The sequence below is a fragment of the Mesorhizobium sp. IMUNJ 23232 genome, from assembly GCF_044326205.1.
Classification (GTDB): domain Bacteria; phylum Pseudomonadota; class Alphaproteobacteria; order Rhizobiales; family Rhizobiaceae; genus Kumtagia.
On record NZ_JBIRCY010000078.1, the window covers coordinates 13,006 to 28,562 of the forward strand.

The window sequence follows — 15,557 nt, forward strand, 5'->3', positions numbered from 1 at the left end:
TCCTCGACGCTCGCCAGCCCATTGTGGCGCCGAGCGAGAGATCTATCCCGGCGATGACGACGACCAAGGTCTGCCCGATCGCGACGGCGAGCAGCGGCCAGACATTGGACAACCAATTGGAGATGTTGCTGGGATCGGGGAGGGTGCGGCGGAACGGAAGTGGTCGTGCCGCCGACGCGTCGGTCCCAGGGCGTGAAGAACCGACTGGTGCAATCCGCCTACTGGGCCGCAAGCACCTGCAACCCCAGGCACATCGGCCTCCCACGCGGCTGCCACCACCACCGTGCCGGAGGCGCCATCGTTGGCTGTCAGGATGATGCCATCTGCAGTACGCGACAGACTCACTATCCTATCAATAGATGGTCGCTGATCCAATTAGTGATCATGATTTTGGGTAGCGAACCGAACGGCCGGACGAACGGCGAGCGTTGATCATTGGCTGCTTACGCCGTGAAGTCCGAATTGCGCTGAGACATTCCTGAAGCTCGCTCGCGGCCTGCGAGCGGCTCATAGTTGCGTCAGACCGCGCGTCCTTCCTTGTCGAAGAAATGCAGGTGCGTGGCTGCAGCCTTCAGTCCGATCTCGGCGCCAATTTCGGGCGCTGCCCCGTGATTGTGGATGACGAGGCAGGTCTGGCCTCCGTCAAGCTCGACATGAATGAGCGTGACGGCGCCGGTGTACTCGGCCAGCCTTACCTTGCCGCGAAGCGTGGTGTCCGAGGGCTGAGCCAGCAACAGGTGCTCGGGTCGAACGCCGATAGATGCAGCCGTCGCGGGCACGGATGAGTTGTGGGTGAGGGGCTGCCCGCCGGCAAGCGGCAGGATGTTCATCTTCGGGCTGCCGATGAACTGGGCGACGAAAATGGTCTTGGGGCTGTCATAGAGTTCGCGGGGCGAACCGACCTGCTCGATCTTTCCATCGCGCAACACGACGATCTTGTCGGCCAGGGTCATGGCCTCGATCTGATCGTGCGTCACGTAGATCATCGTTGTCGACAGGCGCTGGTGCAGCGCCGCGATCTCGGAGCGCATGTGGACACGCAGTTCGGCGTCGAGGTTCGAAAGCGGCTCGTCGAAGAGAAAAACGTCGGGATTGCCGACGATGGCGCGCCCGATCGCCACGCGCTGGCGCTGTCCACCCGATAGCTGACGGGGGAAGCGGTCAAGCAACGGTTCGAGCTTCAGCGTAGCGGCGGCTTCCGAGATGCGCCGGGCGCGCTCCTCGGCCGGCACTTTGCGAACCTTGAGGCCGAAGCCCATATTGTCGCGAACCGTCAGGTGGGGATAGAGCGCGTAGGACTGGAACACCATCGCCACGCCACGCTTGGCCGCCGGAACCTCATTGACCAGGCGGCCGTCGATGTGGAGTTCGCCGCCGCTGATGTGTTCCAGGCCGGAAATCAGTCGCAACAGCGTCGATTTTCCGCATCCCGACGGACCGACGAAGACCACGAACTCGCCATCCTCGATCTCAAGATCGACGCCGCGGATGATTTCGACCGTGCCGAACCGCTTGCGGATGTCCTTGAGAAGAACCTTTGTCATGGCTTCCCTTATCCCTTGACGCCGGAGAGGGCGAAGCTCTCGATGATATGCCGCTGGGCGATCAGATAGATGACGAGGACGGGAATCACGGCCACGCTTGTCGCCGCAAGCTGCAGGTTCCACAAGGGCAGGCCGTAGCTGTCGTTGAAGTTGGACAGCGCCAGCGGCAGCGTGAACTTCTCCAGCGAACTGAGGAAGATCAACGGCTCGAGGAACAGGTTCCACGAATGCAGGAACGTGATGACCGCCACCGCGGCAAGCGCCGGCCGCGACATGGGCAGCGCGATCCTCCACCAGACCCCGAACCGCGACAGCCCGTCCATCTTGCCGGCCTCTTCGAGTTCCCTGGGCAGCGCCAGGAAGAACTGGCGCATCAGGAACGTCGCCACCACGCCCTGCGGGCCGAAGACCGGCAGAAGGATGAGCGGCCAGTGGGTGTCGATCAGGCCCATGGCGCGGATCAGGAAAAAGTTCGGGATGATGGTGACTTCTTCCGGCACCATGAGCGCCATCACCAGAAACAGCATCAGCAGGCCGGCGCCGGCGAAGCGAATGCGCGCCAGGGCGTACCCGGCGAGCGATGCGATGAACAAGGTCAGCACCGTCACCGTCCCGGCGATGTAGAGCGAGTTGAAATATTGCCGCGCTAAGGGCTGATAGGTGAACACTTCCGCAAAATTCTCGAAGCGCCAGATGCGCGGGATCAAGGTAGGCGCGCCGAAGATTTCGGTGGTGCTCTTGAAGCCGCCGGAGATCATCCACAGGAATGGGAACACGAAGGGCACCGCCAGCAGCAGCAGGGCTACGGTCCAGCAGATGCGATAAAGGATCCCGGTCTGCCGCGAGGTCACTCCATCTCCCTCCGCCGCAGCATGACTTGCAGAAGCGTGAGCGCCATCACGATGGCGAACATGATCAGGGCCAAGGCCGCTGCGTAACCGACGTTGAAGAATTTGAAGCCCTGCTGATAGATGTAGAACGCCAGCACCAGGGTGCCGTTTTCAGGGCCGCCGCCGGTCATCTGGTAGATGTGGTCGAACACCTTGAACGAACCGATCGTCGTCAGGACCAGGATGACGAGCGTCGTCGGCGCAAGCAGCGGCCAGACGATCATGCGGAAGATCTGCCAGCGCGAGGCGCCTTCCAGCATTGCTGCTTCCTCGTAGTCGCGCGGTATCGCCTGAAGTGCCGCGATGTAGAGGATCATGTTCAAGCCCACCATCTTGATGACGCGGGTGACGATGACCGCGGCCATCGCCCAATTGGGCTCTCGCAGCCAGTTCGGACCGTCGATGCCGATCCAGGCCAGCATCTGGTTCACGGCGCCGCCTTCTCCCTGCAGCATGAATTTCCAGACGATCGCCCAGGCAATCGCGGAGGTGACCACCGGCGCGAAGAAAACCGTGCGGAAGAAGACGACGCCGAAGAACGGCCGCGACAGCGCCAGTGCAAGCGACAAGGCCAGCGCCATGTTCAGAGGAACAAGCCCCAGCGCGAAGATCACCGAGTTGCGGACGACATGCCAGAAATCGGGGTTCTCAAGCAGGGCATTCTGGAAATTGCCAAGCCCGACGAATGTCGCCTGCTGGCTTAGCAGGTTCCACTCGGTCATCGAATAATAGAAAATGGCGATAAGCGGCCCGAGGAAGAAAATCAGGAATCCGATGAAGGTCGGGCTGACGAACAGCCAGGCTTCCAGCGTTTCCCTGGTCTTCAAGGTCAACCACGGCACGCGCGCCGAGCGCGCCGCGTTGTCCCGGGATGTCATGGCCACGAACCGGCACCCTGTCAGAGCAGCGGCTGAATGGCGGCGCAGACGCCCTTGAGCGCCTCTTCGACATTGGCGTCGGGCCGCCATAGCGCATCGACCTTTGGCGCCATCGCGGCGAAGATCTGCGGCACCCGCTCATGCGCCGGATGAACGCGGCCGTTGACGATCGCAGCGGCGACGCTCTTCATCTGCTCCGGCGGGATGAGCTTGTTGGAATTGACGAAAGCGTCGCTTTCCAGAACGCTCTTGCGGGCCGGAGGGAAGAACTGGGCCATGACAGCCACATTGTCCTTGGTGGTCATGTCGGCAACCAACTGGGCGGCGAGGTCCGTATTCTTGCCGGATGCAAAGACGGTGAGCGCGGCCTGGCCGATGACCGGAGCCTCGCCGGCCGGTCCCGACGGCAAGGGAGCGATGCCCCATTTGAAGCCGGCCTCAGGCATCTTCGACGCGCGCGAGATCTGGTTTACGGTCATCGCGGAATTGCCGGAGAAGTAATCGCCCTGCTCTCCCGGCGGTACGATCGACTTGTCCTTGAACACCATGTCGTGAAGCTGCTGGACCGCGGCCGCCGCTTCCGGCTTGTCCAGGCCGCATTGGCCATCGGCCCACAATTCGCCGCCATAGGCGCGCACGGGCGGCAGTAGTGCGTGCGTCATGCGTGATGCGTAGCCTTCCCCGTCCTTGAACTCGAAACCCCATTTGCCGGGATTGGCCTCGGTGATCTTCTTGGCGACGTCCTGGAATTTCTGCATGGTCCACTCGCCCTTTTCAGCGAGCTGATTGGGGTCTTCGAGACCTGCTTTGTCGAACATGTCCTTGTTGTAGTAGATCAGGAAAGGCGAGGTCGAGAACGGCACGCCGTAGACCTTGCCGTCCTTCTGCCAGAGCGCCATCGCTGGCTGGGAGAAATCGTCGAAATTGTAGCCCTCTGTCGCCTTGAGCGTCGGGCCGATGTCCATCAGCAGCCCGGCATTCTCAAAGGCCGGCGCCGCATCTTCCATCATCCAGGCGACGTCCGGGGCATTGCCGCCGGCGACCTGGAAGGTGAGCTTCTGCGTATAGTCGGCGACCGGAACGGTCTCGAACTTTACCGTTACGCCCGGATGCTTGGCGATGAAGCCTTCGGCGATGCCGTTCAGCATCTTGAGATGGGCCTCGCTACCGGTCCAAACGGTCACTCGCAGTTCCTGTGCCAGCGACGGCGTCGACAGGGCGCACAGCGCCAGGACCGATACTGCGAACTTCATTGCCGTCTTCATGGTTCCTCCCGAAACACTGATGGTCCAACTAACAATTGCGGATGCGGCACGAATGAACTGACAGCCGGCGGCGCCTTGTCATCCAGTCGCTCCGGGCAGCACGCCGGGTGCGTCGCCAATCGTCCAGCCGCCATCGACCGGGATGTCAGCTCCGGTGATATAGCGGGCGGCGTCGCTGCACAGGAAAACGAAGGCTCCGACGATGTCGTCGGGCTGGGCATGGCGGCCGGCGGGAATCTTCGCCGCGACCGCCTTGCGGAAAGCGGCGTCCCGATAGCGCTCGGCTGTAGCCTCCGTCTCGGTCGCGCCGGGCGATACCACATTCATGGTGACGCCATGTGGCGCGACTTCGCGTGCCAGGGCGCGCACCGCCGTCAGTTGAGCCGCCTTCAGCGACGCGTAGACGATCGTTTCGGCGCGTGGGCGGCTGGCCATCACGCTGCCGGTGGCGACTACGCGCCCCCATCCGCGCTTCGCCATGGCTGGAACGAGCCGTGTGGCCAGGGTGAGCAGGGCGGTGAAGTTTGCCGCGACGTGTGCCTGGATATGTGCTTCGTCGACCTCGCTCCATGCACGGCGTCGCTCGATCGCCCCATTCGAGATCAGGATGTCGATGGGGCCGGCGCTAACGGCGACTTCGTCCATGAAAGCCGACATCGCCTTGCTGTCGGTGAAATCGGCCTCGAGGATCGCGGTGCCGTGGCCGATGGCCGCCGCCGTGTCGCGCGCGCCGGCGGCGTCGCCGAAATGATGCAGCGCGACCGAGGCGCCATGCTCGGCGAGCGCAATCGCCACAGCGCGGCCGATGCCCGAACTGGCGCCGGTCACCAGCGCCCGACGTCCGGTAAGGGAAAAGCGGTCGTTGCTCAAGGCGACCGCTCCCCGAGCTTGTCGGCCACTTCGAACGAGGCGATGTCGGCCGCGTCGAAGTGCTGGTGAATGCGCCGGTCCGCGAGATCGGTGTCGCCCGCCGCGATCGCATCGTATATCGCCTGGTGCCGTTCAACGGTGGCCCGCCAATCCGCCTCGGTGCGGTTGGAGCGCCGCGAGAACAGTTCCGAAACCTCCCGCTGGACCGACCGCATGCCTTCCATCTGGATGCGGATCATGGCGTTGCCCGTGGCTGTCGCCATGCCGAGATGGAACAGAATGTCGGCTTCGGTGAAATCGCCCGGCCTGCCGATGCCGGCGTGCATGTCGAGCACGGCCTGGCGCATCATCTCCAGTCCTCGCGGATCGCGGCGCTCGGCGGCAAGCCGGGCGATGCCCACCTCGATGACACGGCGCATCTCGTTGGCTTCCTGAAGCCGCGTCAGGCTCGAACGCACCGCATAGGCGTAAATTCGATCCATCGGTTCGCCACTGAGCGCCTTGGCTCGGGCGACCTTTCCCTGCTGCGTCGACACCAGACCCGCGCTGGTCAACTGGCGCAGCGCCTCGCGAGCGATCGGCTTGGAGACGCCGAATTCCCTGGCGATCTCGCCTTCCGGCGGCAGCGCTTCGCCCGGCGCGATGCGCCCGTCGAACAAGGCCGCGGCAATCGCATCCGAGACGCCGTCCGCAAGGCGGGAAGGGCTTGCGAGCTTTGCGGCGAAAATCGACTTGCGTTCGGCTTCTGCGGGCATCCGGCATCCTCTCAGCGGCTGCCTAACACAATTGCCGATAACATAGCAACTAAGTTTTCTGGTTGCTAAGTAGAGAAGTGGGCGATATGGGGAAGTCGACCGGCTGGGCGACGGGAGGAAATTTGAAGCCAATGCGCGTGAGCGATCCAATCGCAGCAGAGCCGTTGAAAATTGCCGAGGTGATTGCTCATCCCCTCAGCCAGATGCTGCCTAAGCCAACGGTCACGTCCTGGGGCGTCTATGAGAAGGTCTCGCTGGTCCTGGTCGAGGTGCGCACCACCGAGGGCATTGTCGGTGTCGGCGAAACCCTGGCGCGGTTCTCGCCCAAGGCCTATGTCGAGTTGATCGAAACCTCTCTCAAGCCGCGCCTCCTCGGCCAGGACGCGCGCAACATCGGCGCCTTGTGGCACTCGATGCGCCGCGCGCTGTCGGGCAGGGCAGGGGGCATGCTGATCGAGGCCATCGCCGGCGTGGATATCGCGCTATGGGACATCCTGGGCAAGGCGACCGGACAGCCGGTCGCGAAACTCCTCGGCGGCGTCGGGCGCGATCGCATCGACGTCTACGCCGCCGCCGTCAACTGGGTCGACGACAAAGCCGCCGATGCCGAATTGGATCGCTATGTCGGCGAGGGTTTTACGCGCATCAAGGTGAAGATGGCGCGGCCGGTGCATGACGCCTGCAAACGCATCGAGCGCATCCGCAAGCGGGCCGGCGACGCGATGGGGCTCTGTGTCGATGCGAACTGGGCCTATACTCTGGACGAGGCCGTCGAGGTCGGCCGCGCACTTTCGGCAAACGGCTATTTCTGGTTCGAGGAGCCGCTGCGGCCGGAGAACGAACAGGGCTACGAGGAACTGCGCCGCCGCTGCGACGTGCCGCTGGCTGCGGGCGAGAGTAATTTCACCCTTGACCAGGCGCAACGCCTGATCGCCAACCGGACACTGTCGGTGCTGCAGCCGGATGTGGCGCGCGCCGGGGGCATCTCGGAGACGCGTCGCATGGCGGATTACGCCGCCGCGCATGACATCCGATACGCGCCGCATATCGGCATGTCGGGCATCGTCTGCGAGACCGCAAGCGTCCACCTGGCTGCCGCGATGCCGAACTTCAGCGTCATGGAATGCGAATGCGACGCCAGCCCGTTCAAGACAAGCCTGGCCGATCTCGCTCCCGGCTGTCGCCGGCAGAAGAACGGAACGCTCGACGTGCCGGAGAGGTCCGGGCTCGGCATCGAAATCGACTGGAATGCCGTCAAGAAACTGAAAGCCGAATGAGGCCGACGACCTGATGAAAAACCAGGCTCCAGACCAGACCCGCGACCTGACCGAGGCGATTCGGCTGGCGCTGCTGCGCGCCGATCCCGCGCTCAGCCGCTTCGACCCGCTCCCGCGGATCGTGTCGTTCGACGACTTCGCGCGCGGCCACTGCGGCTGGTCACAGCTCGTCGGCAACTACGAGGATGACCTGGACACGATGCTGCCGGGATACGCCCAGCATACCAGCCCGATGCTCTCGACGCTCGGACATTGGGACGCCGGCTCGCATGGGGGGATGGGTTCTTCCTATGCCTTGAAGATCGCAACTCGCCCGCTGCCCGGGGCACGCAACGTCGCCATCAAACGCCACACATTCAGGAAACGAGGACCGATCCGCTTCGAGATGTACTTTACCTTCAAGCCCGAAGCCAACGCGCTGAAGCTGTCCGAAACCGACGTGCGCTCCATTGGCTTCCTGTTCGATCTGCAAGGCGGGGACGAAGACAGCAATGACGATCGCGTCATGCCGCATCTGCGCTTCCTGAACGCGCTCGACGGCCAGCATCTGCAGAAATGGCAGTACAAGCGCGAGACTGAAAGGATCATCCCGATCGGCACCGACAACAAGACGATCAGCCACTATCATCTGGCCCCGGAAGGCTGGCTCGATCTTCCCGGCGGGTCGCAACGTCTCTGCTACAACGAAATCCCCACCAAGGTGAACTGGACCTATCTGTGTTTCGATTTTGATCTGGAATCGATGACGGCGCTCGGGCTGCGCTGCAATGATCGCAGCTTTAATCTCTCGGGGTTCGATTCGATCCGCATTCCGGCGATGAAGAACCTGTGGTGCATGCTCAACTTCGGCCTGTTCGCGGAAACCGACGTTGCCAAGCGCGCCTTCCTCTACGTCGACTCCATCTGCATTTCCGGAGACTTCTGATGTTGCCCGAGAACATCACCGCGGTCGTCTCGCGCAACGAACGCTGGTCTGGCGAAGCCGCTAGCGAGCCTTACGAGGCAGGATGGGCGCGCGAGGCGATCTTCTTCGTGCGGGCGCTCAAGCAGCCTGTCGGACCCACTGCGACGGCGTGGATCGAGATGTCGCCGGACGGAATGCACTGGCTGCGCGAGGGCACCGAATTTTCCATGCCGGACGAGCGCGACCGCGTGGCGATGGCGCGGCTTACCCACTTCGGCAACTGGTTGCGTGTGGCGGCGCGTTTCGACGATGGCGCCGAGTGTGCCGTGCTCGTGACGCTCCATCTGAAGGCATGAACCGGGCCTGCGCCCGGCCAGAAGATTAACCGACCACCAGCCACCTCCCTGGCTTCACGGAGAAATCATGACCGACGAATACGCCACATTTGCCCCAGACAGCTTTGCCGGCAAGACGGTGCTGGTGACCGGCGCCGCGAGCGGCATGGGCTTCGAGACCGCCCGTGCATTCCTCTCCAAGGGGGCCGAGGTCGTGATGTGCGACCGTGATGCGGAGGGCCTCGGGAAGCGTCAGGACGAATTGAAGGGAACGGGTGGGACGTTGCACAAGGTGGTGGCGGATATGGGCGACCCCGACAGCATACGGCGCATGTTCGACTATTGCGACGCCAAGCTGGCGCGGCTCGACAATGTCGTCACCTGTGCTGCGATCATCACCGCGAAGAGAATCCCGGAACAGGACTGGGCGCACTGGCAGCGCGTGCTCGGCGTCAATCTGCTGGGCACCTTCTTCACCGTCCAGGGAGCGGTGCAGCGCATGCAGGGCAACGCTGGCGGTGGAAACATCGTCTGCGTGGCCTCCGACGCCGGCGTGCATGGCGGCGGCGGTTTGATCGCCGACACGGCCTATGCCGCCTCGAAAGCCGGCACGCTGTCGCTGGTGAAGTCCGTTGCGCGCGAACTGGCGGGAAAGAAGGTGCGCATCAACGCCCTCAATCCGGGGCCGACCGATTCGCCGATGCATTCCCATATCGACCAGGCTCTCAAGGACCGCATCGCAGCCAACCTGCCGATTCGCCGCATGGGCCGGCCCCACGACATGGCTGCCGCGATTCTGTTCCTCTGCTCCGACGCCGCTAGCTTCGTCTATGGCGCGGCGCTCGATGTGGATGGCGGCTCGATGTTCCGCTGAGCAGCGTGGCGGCGGCTGGCGATCAGTGGATTTTTTTTGCCCTGGTCAAGCGCCATCGGGATCGATGGCCGCGTATTGAAGCAAGCCCGGCTCGCAAGGTCTGGAGAAAATCCGCCTGTGGTAGCGGAGGCAGCTACCATATGCCTTTGAAAGCTTTCGCTTTTCTCGGCGTTAGGCCAACAGGATGCCCGCAGACGAGTTAATCCACAGCCCATTTCGTCGCTGTGTTGCGCGCCAACGTTACATTTGGAAGCCGGGCGACACACGGCGGTTACGAAGGGCTTCTAGTTTCAAAATCAAGTCACAGGCCAAGGCGACTGCGACCTCCGCTTTAACGCCGGGCCTTGTTCCGGGCGACCTCCCTTCGCCCGTGTCAAATGAGCCTGCCGCCGTTTCCCCTTCGGCGGCAGGCTCATTTCCTTTCGATCTTCCCAGCCGCCCTCCGCTCATCTGACCAGTGCCCAACCTGACGGCAGCGGATTTCGGCGTGATCTAAAAAGCCGGTCATGGTCTCCGGCTGGGACAGGCGCCAGCCCGGATACGAAGCCTTGACCCGCTATTGCGGCCATCCTTCAGAAAAGGGTATGCCGACCATCTCGCCGGGAGGAACGGTCTTGTCAGTTTTGGCCCCTCGAATGTTTGAGGATGTCGGTTGAGCGCGGCCCGGAAATCCGCTTAGATTTCCAGGCATGGAGGACGGAAACGATGCGAGCGAAGATCCTGCTCGGAAGCCTTGCCTGCCTGGCGTTGACAGCCTGTCAGTCGGTGCTGGGGTTCGACACCACTTCTCATGAAGTGATGGCGTCGTCAGGGCTTTATCGGGTGTTCGAACATCCGAAGGGCGATCGCATCATGACGAAGCCCAGCCCGGCCGGAATTGTGACGGCGATGCCGGGTTACTCCAGTTACACCTACCAGGCCGCTTCGGACCAGGCTGAGGCCGCCCGGCGCTATCTTGACGAAACCGGCCGTTCAAACTGCCCTATCGTATTCGTGAGAGAGATCGCCGGACCTCAGTTCGAATACAGGTTTAATTGCCTGGTGCCGTAAGGGGATCAAGAAATCGCAAGGCCGCGGCAACGATGGAAGGGACGACTTACTTGATTGGGTATTTTCTCGCATGGCTGCCATTGGCATCGATGCTCGCCATCTTCTGCTACTTCTGCGTAAAGGTGGTGAGCGCACACCGCCAATCGGCCGCGGCCCTTGAAAGGATCGCACAGAAGCTGACCGACATCGACGACCGCCTTTCAAAGTAAGGCCCATACGGCCCCGGAAAACCCGCCGCCTGACTCGCCAGTCCAATAGCTTGGGGGAGCCCTAGTAAGTTAATCCCGGCTGCGGAGACGTGGCCGGGTACCTACCACAAGCCCCAATGCGAAACGATTTTGCGGCAAAAAGGCCTGTCACCACCGGGCCGGTTAAGAGCGCGAGGATCATAAATGGCCATTCGACCCTGAATGAATTGCCCCACCGTATCTTCAGCCAGATGCAGCCTACGAAGGTCACGGTCATCATGATCGAACCAATGAGGACACCCAATTGCAACTTTGCGACAGACAATGCCTCTGTGAGTTGTCACCTCTTTGCGTACTTAGTGAAAACGTAGTCTCTTTTCTCAACTATCGTATGGCACTCGAATCCGCATTTGGCGTCATTCGCCTGCGGTGGCTCATCAGATTGAGTGGCGGGCGTGAACGTGTCGGTCGCGACGTCATACTTGAACGCAGCCCACCCCCAACCCCCGCTGTCTGCAAACCTCTTGCTGTCCTTCACCATGAAGTCCACGTCATGCTGGCTGCCCGGCACTATTGTATCGGGAAAAAACTCGTTCTCCGCGGGTATCCAATGGATCTTCGCCATCCTGGCGCCGTCGGGGAACGGTTTGCCGTTATCCGGTATGCCTGCAAGGTAGGCCTCAATCATCTCGCGATTGGCCAAGATCGCGGCGACGGCCTTGTCGGTCTGACTGGTGGAAACGAGTTGCCATCGCTCGTATCCTCGGAACTCGGAGAACGCGAGCCCGCCCGGCACGTTCAAGGCATACTTGTCTTGCTGGGCAAGCGCCACGCCGCCCAAGACGACAAGAACCAAACCAAATGCGGCGCCCGAAATAACTCTAGTATTGCGGAAAAGCGGAAAAGGTCCCTTAAACATCGGCTCCCTCCTGATCGCGCGCTTCGGTCAAGGAGGTCCGCCTACATCGTGTCACCTCCAGGCGCCCGATGGGTCAGCGCAGCGTCGAGACAGTATCGATTGCGGCAAACATCTGTCAAGCTGAGGTGAGAACAAAATTAGAACAAAAAGACCAAGACGTGATTGACTTGCAATGGGGCCATCCACCGGAAAAACCGATCTGATACACTGTCGCCGGACAAGGTTAATTTGATCAAGCCGACCGCCTCATCTGCTGTAAGAGCTTGCCAACCAAGGCTAAGGCGTGGCGCTAGGCGGCGCTGGTGCGAGGCTGCGGAATGTCTAAATCGGTGCTATATCTGCGCCATGGCCGAAGGGAATGTGACCCGCAAGGTAGAGGACAAGGAGTTCGGCTAATGAGCATATTTGCCAGAATCCGTCAGGTCTACGATCGGCTATGCGAGCGCATAGGGGGGAGCTCTGATCGCATGCGCCAGGAGCATGAACACCCCAGCGAGCAGGCCGGTGAAGCCGACAAGAGGGAGCGCCAGATAGCTGTTGAACGCGACTCCAAACTATTGGGCCTGATCACGGGCAGCCAGTGAAACCGACGGTGACCAGCCTGAGGCTGGCACGGTCAACGTTCGGCCAAAAATTGATCTTGCGCAATATGGTCCAGTGGCGGGTGCCATACACTTGCCGTCTGCCTTCGGGGCCGAAGAGGGCGGAACCGGCGGAGCGTAATGAGTAAACACCGCCAAGGTCCGCCCTCTTTGCTGCTAGCGTTTCCCGTCCGTGAAATGGCCGCTATGCCCGCTGCCGGTAAGCGCTCAGGGAGGGCTATCCCTGCCAGTGATCGCCGTCGTGGCGGCGACCAGCGCCTCGGCCAGGTTTGGCCCGGTGATCGTCGCTGCCGACTTCGAGGCGCGGCAGTGTGATCGAAGTATGAAGCGCCGAAGCGTCGTGGATAATCCGCCGCAATTCCTGTTCGGTCAGTTCGGTTAGTTTCGCTCGTTTGCCCATAGCGCTCTCCGTGGTTTGAGAAACGCCCCGACTCGGAACATTCTCCAGAATCGGATTGGACCGCAAGGGGCTCCCTGATAAATGTCAATGCTGCAAGTTTAATCACTGGAGACATTACCGCAGTCGACGCAACAGAAGCGCAGCGGGCGGAAAAGGGGGGATCGGGCATGGCTGTTGTGGTCGGTAGCTTCGTCGAGGCGGACACGCTTCTCGACAGCGAGGGCATAGATTTGCTGATCAACGGTGTTGTGGATGTCACAGCCGTGACAACAGCCGCTGACACCTTCGTCTATGCCGTCGGCCCGGATGACAATGGCTTGAGCTGCTTTACACTCGGCGCCAACGGCACGTTGACGAACATCCAGAACATCCAGAACAGTGCCCCGATTTCGCTGGTCGAGGCGTCGCTGGTCACCAGTGCCACGATTGGCGGGCGGGCATACGTCTACGTGATGGGTGGCGCAGGCGAGTCGCTCTCCACCTTCGAGGTCGGAACATCCGGGCAGCTTACATTCCTCGGCCGTGTTAACGACTCTGGGCTGGCCGGGCCGTCCCTCGACGACGGGAACGAGATGAACACGTTCACGGCGGGCGGGAAGACATATCTCTATGTGCGCGGCGGCGAACTCTTTACTAACGAAGGGGGCCTCCCCGTTGTTAAAGACCTCGTCAATATTATTGAGCTTGGTTCCAACGGCCTCCCGGCAAGCACATTTACGGCCCCGTTGGGCGACAACCTCGCCGACGATGCGGTGGCAGTTACCGTCGGCGCGCGCACATTCCTGGTCGAATGCGTTCCGCGTGCGCCGTTGTTCGGCATCCCCAGCGCCATGGGTTGTTATGAAGTTCTGGCCGACGGTTCGCTCCAACTCACCGACGCATTGGTCAACTCGTCCTCCGCTCCCGTCGATCTTGCCGCAGCGGTCGTTGGGGGCACGAACTACGTGGTGGCTGCAACTATCTTTAACACGGGACCCACAGCCCTTACGGTCTTTAAGGTTGATGGAAACGGCGCGCTCTCGGTGGTCTCTGACTATGGCGGAACAACCGACGATCCCTATTTAGGCGCAGCGGAACTTGTGTCCTTTACGCTGGGCGGCGAAACATTCGTTGCCGCGATTGTCTCACTCACTACGAATGTCACCCGCGTGGATGTGCTCCGGCTCGACGCAACGGGCTCGCTGACGCTGGTGTCGCAGCACGCCATTCCCTCGACGTTCTCTGTGGGTGAAGCGAGTCTTCGCATCGTTGACGGCTCCGTCGTCTTCATATCCGCCGACGCACAGAACAGCGCGCTTCATACCTTTGTTCTCGGCGCCGGCGCGGACATATTGACCGGTGGCAATGGCGACGACAATCTGGTGGGCTTCGCCGGAGACGATGTGCTCAACGGTAGCGCGGGCTCCGACATCTTCGACGGGGGCCAGGGCAGTGACTGGGCGAGCTATCAGTCGGCTCCCTCGTCGGTTGCAGTGGCACTCGACGGCATCTCGCCGCCCGGAGGGACTTCGGGCGATGCTGTCGGTGATATCTTCCTAGACATCGAGAACCTGCGCGGCTCGCAGTTCGGAGACTGGCTTAGGGGCAACGCTGGCAACAACGTGCTGGACGGCAAGGCAGGCGCCGATACTTTGAATGGCTTAGGTGGCAACGACACCTATTACGTCGACAATGCCGGCGACACAATTGTGGAACTCTCCGGCGGCGGCGACGACAGGGTCTCGGCGCAGCGGGACTTCGCGCTCGGCGCCGGCCAGGAAGTCGAACTGATAACGACCACCAACTACGGTGCGGTGCGCAATATCGACCTGAAAGGCAACGAATTCGCCCAGACCATCGTTGGCAACAACGGCAACAACTGGTTGCATGACGGCGGCGTTGGCGGCGCCGATACGCTTCGAGGTCGAGAGGGCAATGACTTCTATACGGTCTACAATTCGAGCGCGGCGATCATTGAGGTGAAGGGTCAGGGTGACTTCGACCGGCTCGCTGCCGGCGTCGACTATGTGCTTGCGCAGGGCGTCGAGATCGAGTCACTGCGAACTACCAGCATGCACGCAATCTACAGCATAGACCTCACCGGCAACGAGTTCGGCCAGCAGATCATCGGAAATGACGGCGACAATCGGATCGACGGCAAGGGCGGTAACGATACGATCCAGACGGGCCTCGGCAACGACATCGTGGTGTTCTCGGCCGCGCTTGACGGCAGCACTGATAAAATCACCGATTTCATCGTCACCGACGATCAGATCGCACTCGACAGTTCGATCTTCACCGCACTTAGCGTCGGGGCGCTCGATGCTTCCGCCTTCAAGGATAACATCCTGTCCCCGCGCGATGCCGACGACAAGATCATCTATAACTCCAACACGGGATCGCTATTCTATGACGCAGACGGGCTTGGCGGCGCCGTGGCAGTCAAGTTCACATCACTGGCGACGGGGCTTGCCCTGACATCTGTCGATTTCGTTGTGATCTAGGCTATTAGTCTATCCCTCCAACGCAAAAGCCCCGCCGGCCGGAGCTAGCGGGGCGATCTTGTTGACGATGCCGGAAAGATGATCAGTCGGCAGGCCGTCTCCTTCATGCACTATGATCTCGGATATATCGACCTGGAACAGAGGACCTTGCAAACCATCGACAACCCGTTCGGCACGAGGGTGTCACCCATGTCTTAGAGTCAGTCCGGTAACTTTATGATGGATTACAAAGTCTTCTGATCATGAGGCGGATGGAGGCGAGCTTTAGGAAAGCGAGTGCCCTGGCGTTGAGGCATTCCCAGTCCTTGGCCAGGCGCCGACAG

15 protein-coding genes and 1 pseudogene are annotated in these 15,557 nt (G+C 61.5%); 8 read left to right on the forward strand and 8 right to left on the reverse strand.

What is annotated here, in order from left to right; all coding sequences use genetic code 11:
• Positions 1-518: 518 nt before the first annotated feature.
• From ACH196_RS33515 to ACH196_RS33540, 6 genes are all read right to left on the reverse strand, one after another.
• Positions 519-1,544 (reverse strand): ABC transporter ATP-binding protein, encoded by a 1,026-nt coding sequence (locus ACH196_RS33515; RefSeq protein WP_396651182.1) that lies wholly within the window; start codon positions 1,542-1,544, stop codon positions 519-521.
• An 8-nt stretch (positions 1,545-1,552) separates the two neighbouring features.
• Complete coding sequence (locus ACH196_RS33520; RefSeq protein ID WP_396651183.1) at positions 1,553-2,395, reverse strand: carbohydrate ABC transporter permease; 843 nt, start codon at positions 2,393-2,395, stop codon at positions 1,553-1,555.
• Positions 2,392-3,312, reverse strand: coding sequence for a carbohydrate ABC transporter permease (locus tag ACH196_RS33525; RefSeq protein WP_396651184.1), 921 nt, complete (start codon positions 3,310-3,312; stop codon positions 2,392-2,394). Before ACH196_RS33525 ends, ACH196_RS33520 begins: the two co-directional genes overlap by 4 nt.
• 20 nt (positions 3,313-3,332) lie before the next feature.
• Positions 3,333-4,565, reverse strand: coding sequence for an ABC transporter substrate-binding protein (locus ACH196_RS33530; RefSeq protein ID WP_396651185.1), 1,233 nt, complete (start codon positions 4,563-4,565; stop codon positions 3,333-3,335).
• 90 nt (positions 4,566-4,655) lie between these two features.
• On the reverse strand, positions 4,656-5,447 hold the full coding sequence (locus ACH196_RS33535; RefSeq protein ID WP_396651186.1) for an SDR family NAD(P)-dependent oxidoreductase: 792 nt from the start codon (positions 5,445-5,447) through the stop codon (positions 4,656-4,658).
• Entirely contained in the window at positions 5,444-6,202 is a 759-nt protein-coding gene (locus tag ACH196_RS33540) for a FadR/GntR family transcriptional regulator (protein ID WP_396651187.1), read from the reverse strand. Before ACH196_RS33540 ends, ACH196_RS33535 begins: the two co-directional genes overlap by 4 nt.
• Before the next feature lie 137 nt (positions 6,203-6,339).
• Between ACH196_RS33540 and ACH196_RS33545 the strand changes: the two genes are divergently transcribed.
• The 5 genes from ACH196_RS33545 (at position 6,340) to ACH196_RS33565 (ending at position 10,642) form a co-directional block, all read left to right on the forward strand.
• Positions 6,340-7,479, forward strand: coding sequence for a mandelate racemase/muconate lactonizing enzyme family protein (locus ACH196_RS33545; protein WP_396651188.1), 1,140 nt, complete (start codon positions 6,340-6,342; stop codon positions 7,477-7,479).
• A gap of 58 nt (positions 7,480-7,537) precedes the next feature.
• Positions 7,538-8,404 carry a DUF6772 family protein gene (locus ACH196_RS33550; protein WP_396651196.1) on the forward strand — a complete coding sequence of 289 codons (867 nt, stop codon included), beginning with the start codon at positions 7,538-7,540 and terminating at the stop codon, positions 8,402-8,404.
• On the forward strand, positions 8,404-8,739 hold the full coding sequence (locus tag ACH196_RS33555; protein ID WP_396651189.1) for a hypothetical protein: 336 nt from the start codon (positions 8,404-8,406) through the stop codon (positions 8,737-8,739). Before ACH196_RS33550 ends, ACH196_RS33555 begins: the two co-directional genes overlap by 1 nt.
• Positions 8,740-8,884: 145 nt before the next feature.
• The gene (locus ACH196_RS33560) at positions 8,885-9,592 is read left to right on the forward strand and encodes an SDR family NAD(P)-dependent oxidoreductase (RefSeq protein ID WP_396651197.1); all 708 of its coding nucleotides are present in this window, start codon (positions 8,885-8,887) and stop codon (positions 9,590-9,592) included.
• A 705-nt stretch (positions 9,593-10,297) separates the two neighbouring features.
• Positions 10,298-10,642, forward strand: a complete 345-nt coding sequence (locus tag ACH196_RS33565) for a hypothetical protein (protein WP_396651190.1) — start codon at positions 10,298-10,300, stop codon at positions 10,640-10,642.
• 528 nt (positions 10,643-11,170) lie between these two features.
• Here ACH196_RS33565 and ACH196_RS33570 read toward each other — a convergent pair.
• Positions 11,171-11,749, reverse strand: a complete 579-nt coding sequence (locus tag ACH196_RS33570; RefSeq protein WP_396651191.1) for a cytochrome P460 family protein — start codon at positions 11,747-11,749, stop codon at positions 11,171-11,173.
• 395 nt (positions 11,750-12,144) lie between these two features.
• On the opposite strand from ACH196_RS33570, the gene ACH196_RS33575 reads away from it, so the two are divergent.
• The 3 genes from ACH196_RS33575 to ACH196_RS33585 all read left to right on the forward strand — a co-directional run bounded on the left by ACH196_RS33575 (position 12,145) and on the right by ACH196_RS33585 (position 15,234).
• The gene (locus ACH196_RS33575) at positions 12,145-12,333 is read left to right on the forward strand and encodes a hypothetical protein (RefSeq protein ID WP_396651192.1); all 189 of its coding nucleotides are present in this window, start codon (positions 12,145-12,147) and stop codon (positions 12,331-12,333) included.
• A 247-nt stretch (positions 12,334-12,580) separates the two neighbouring features.
• The gene (locus ACH196_RS33580) at positions 12,581-12,733 is read left to right on the forward strand and encodes a hypothetical protein (RefSeq protein ID WP_396651193.1); all 153 of its coding nucleotides are present in this window, start codon (positions 12,581-12,583) and stop codon (positions 12,731-12,733) included.
• Between the two features lie 185 nt (positions 12,734-12,918).
• Positions 12,919-15,234, forward strand: a complete 2,316-nt coding sequence (locus ACH196_RS33585) for a calcium-binding protein (protein WP_396651194.1) — start codon at positions 12,919-12,921, stop codon at positions 15,232-15,234.
• 214 nt (positions 15,235-15,448) lie between these two features.
• On the opposite strand, the pseudogene ACH196_RS33590 reads toward ACH196_RS33585, so the two are convergent.
• A pseudogene (locus tag ACH196_RS33590) lies at positions 15,449-15,557 on the reverse strand (IS5/IS1182 family transposase); the annotation flags it as partial.

Coding starts and splice junctions, on each gene's coding strand:
- ACH196_RS33515 (WP_396651182.1), bottom strand. CDS start 1,544: ATGACAAAGGTTCTTCTCAAGGACATCCGCAAGCGGTTCGGCACGGTC.
- ACH196_RS33525 (WP_396651184.1), bottom strand. CDS start 3,312: ATGACATCCCGGGACAACGCGGCGCGCTCGGCGCGCGTGCCGTGGTTG.
- ACH196_RS33530 (WP_396651185.1), bottom strand. CDS start 4,565: ATGAAGTTCGCAGTATCGGTCCTGGCGCTGTGCGCCCTGTCGACGCCG.
- ACH196_RS33540 (WP_396651187.1), bottom strand. CDS start 6,202: ATGCCCGCAGAAGCCGAACGCAAGTCGATTTTCGCCGCAAAGCTCGCA.
- ACH196_RS33555 (WP_396651189.1), top strand. CDS start 8,404: ATGTTGCCCGAGAACATCACCGCGGTCGTCTCGCGCAACGAACGCTGG.
- ACH196_RS33560 (WP_396651197.1), top strand. CDS start 8,885: ATGGGCTTCGAGACCGCCCGTGCATTCCTCTCCAAGGGGGCCGAGGTC.
- ACH196_RS33565 (WP_396651190.1), top strand. CDS start 10,298: ATGCGAGCGAAGATCCTGCTCGGAAGCCTTGCCTGCCTGGCGTTGACA.
- ACH196_RS33570 (WP_396651191.1), bottom strand. CDS start 11,749: ATGTTTAAGGGACCTTTTCCGCTTTTCCGCAATACTAGAGTTATTTCG.
- ACH196_RS33575 (WP_396651192.1), top strand. CDS start 12,145: ATGAGCATATTTGCCAGAATCCGTCAGGTCTACGATCGGCTATGCGAG.
- ACH196_RS33585 (WP_396651194.1), top strand. CDS start 12,919: ATGGCTGTTGTGGTCGGTAGCTTCGTCGAGGCGGACACGCTTCTCGAC.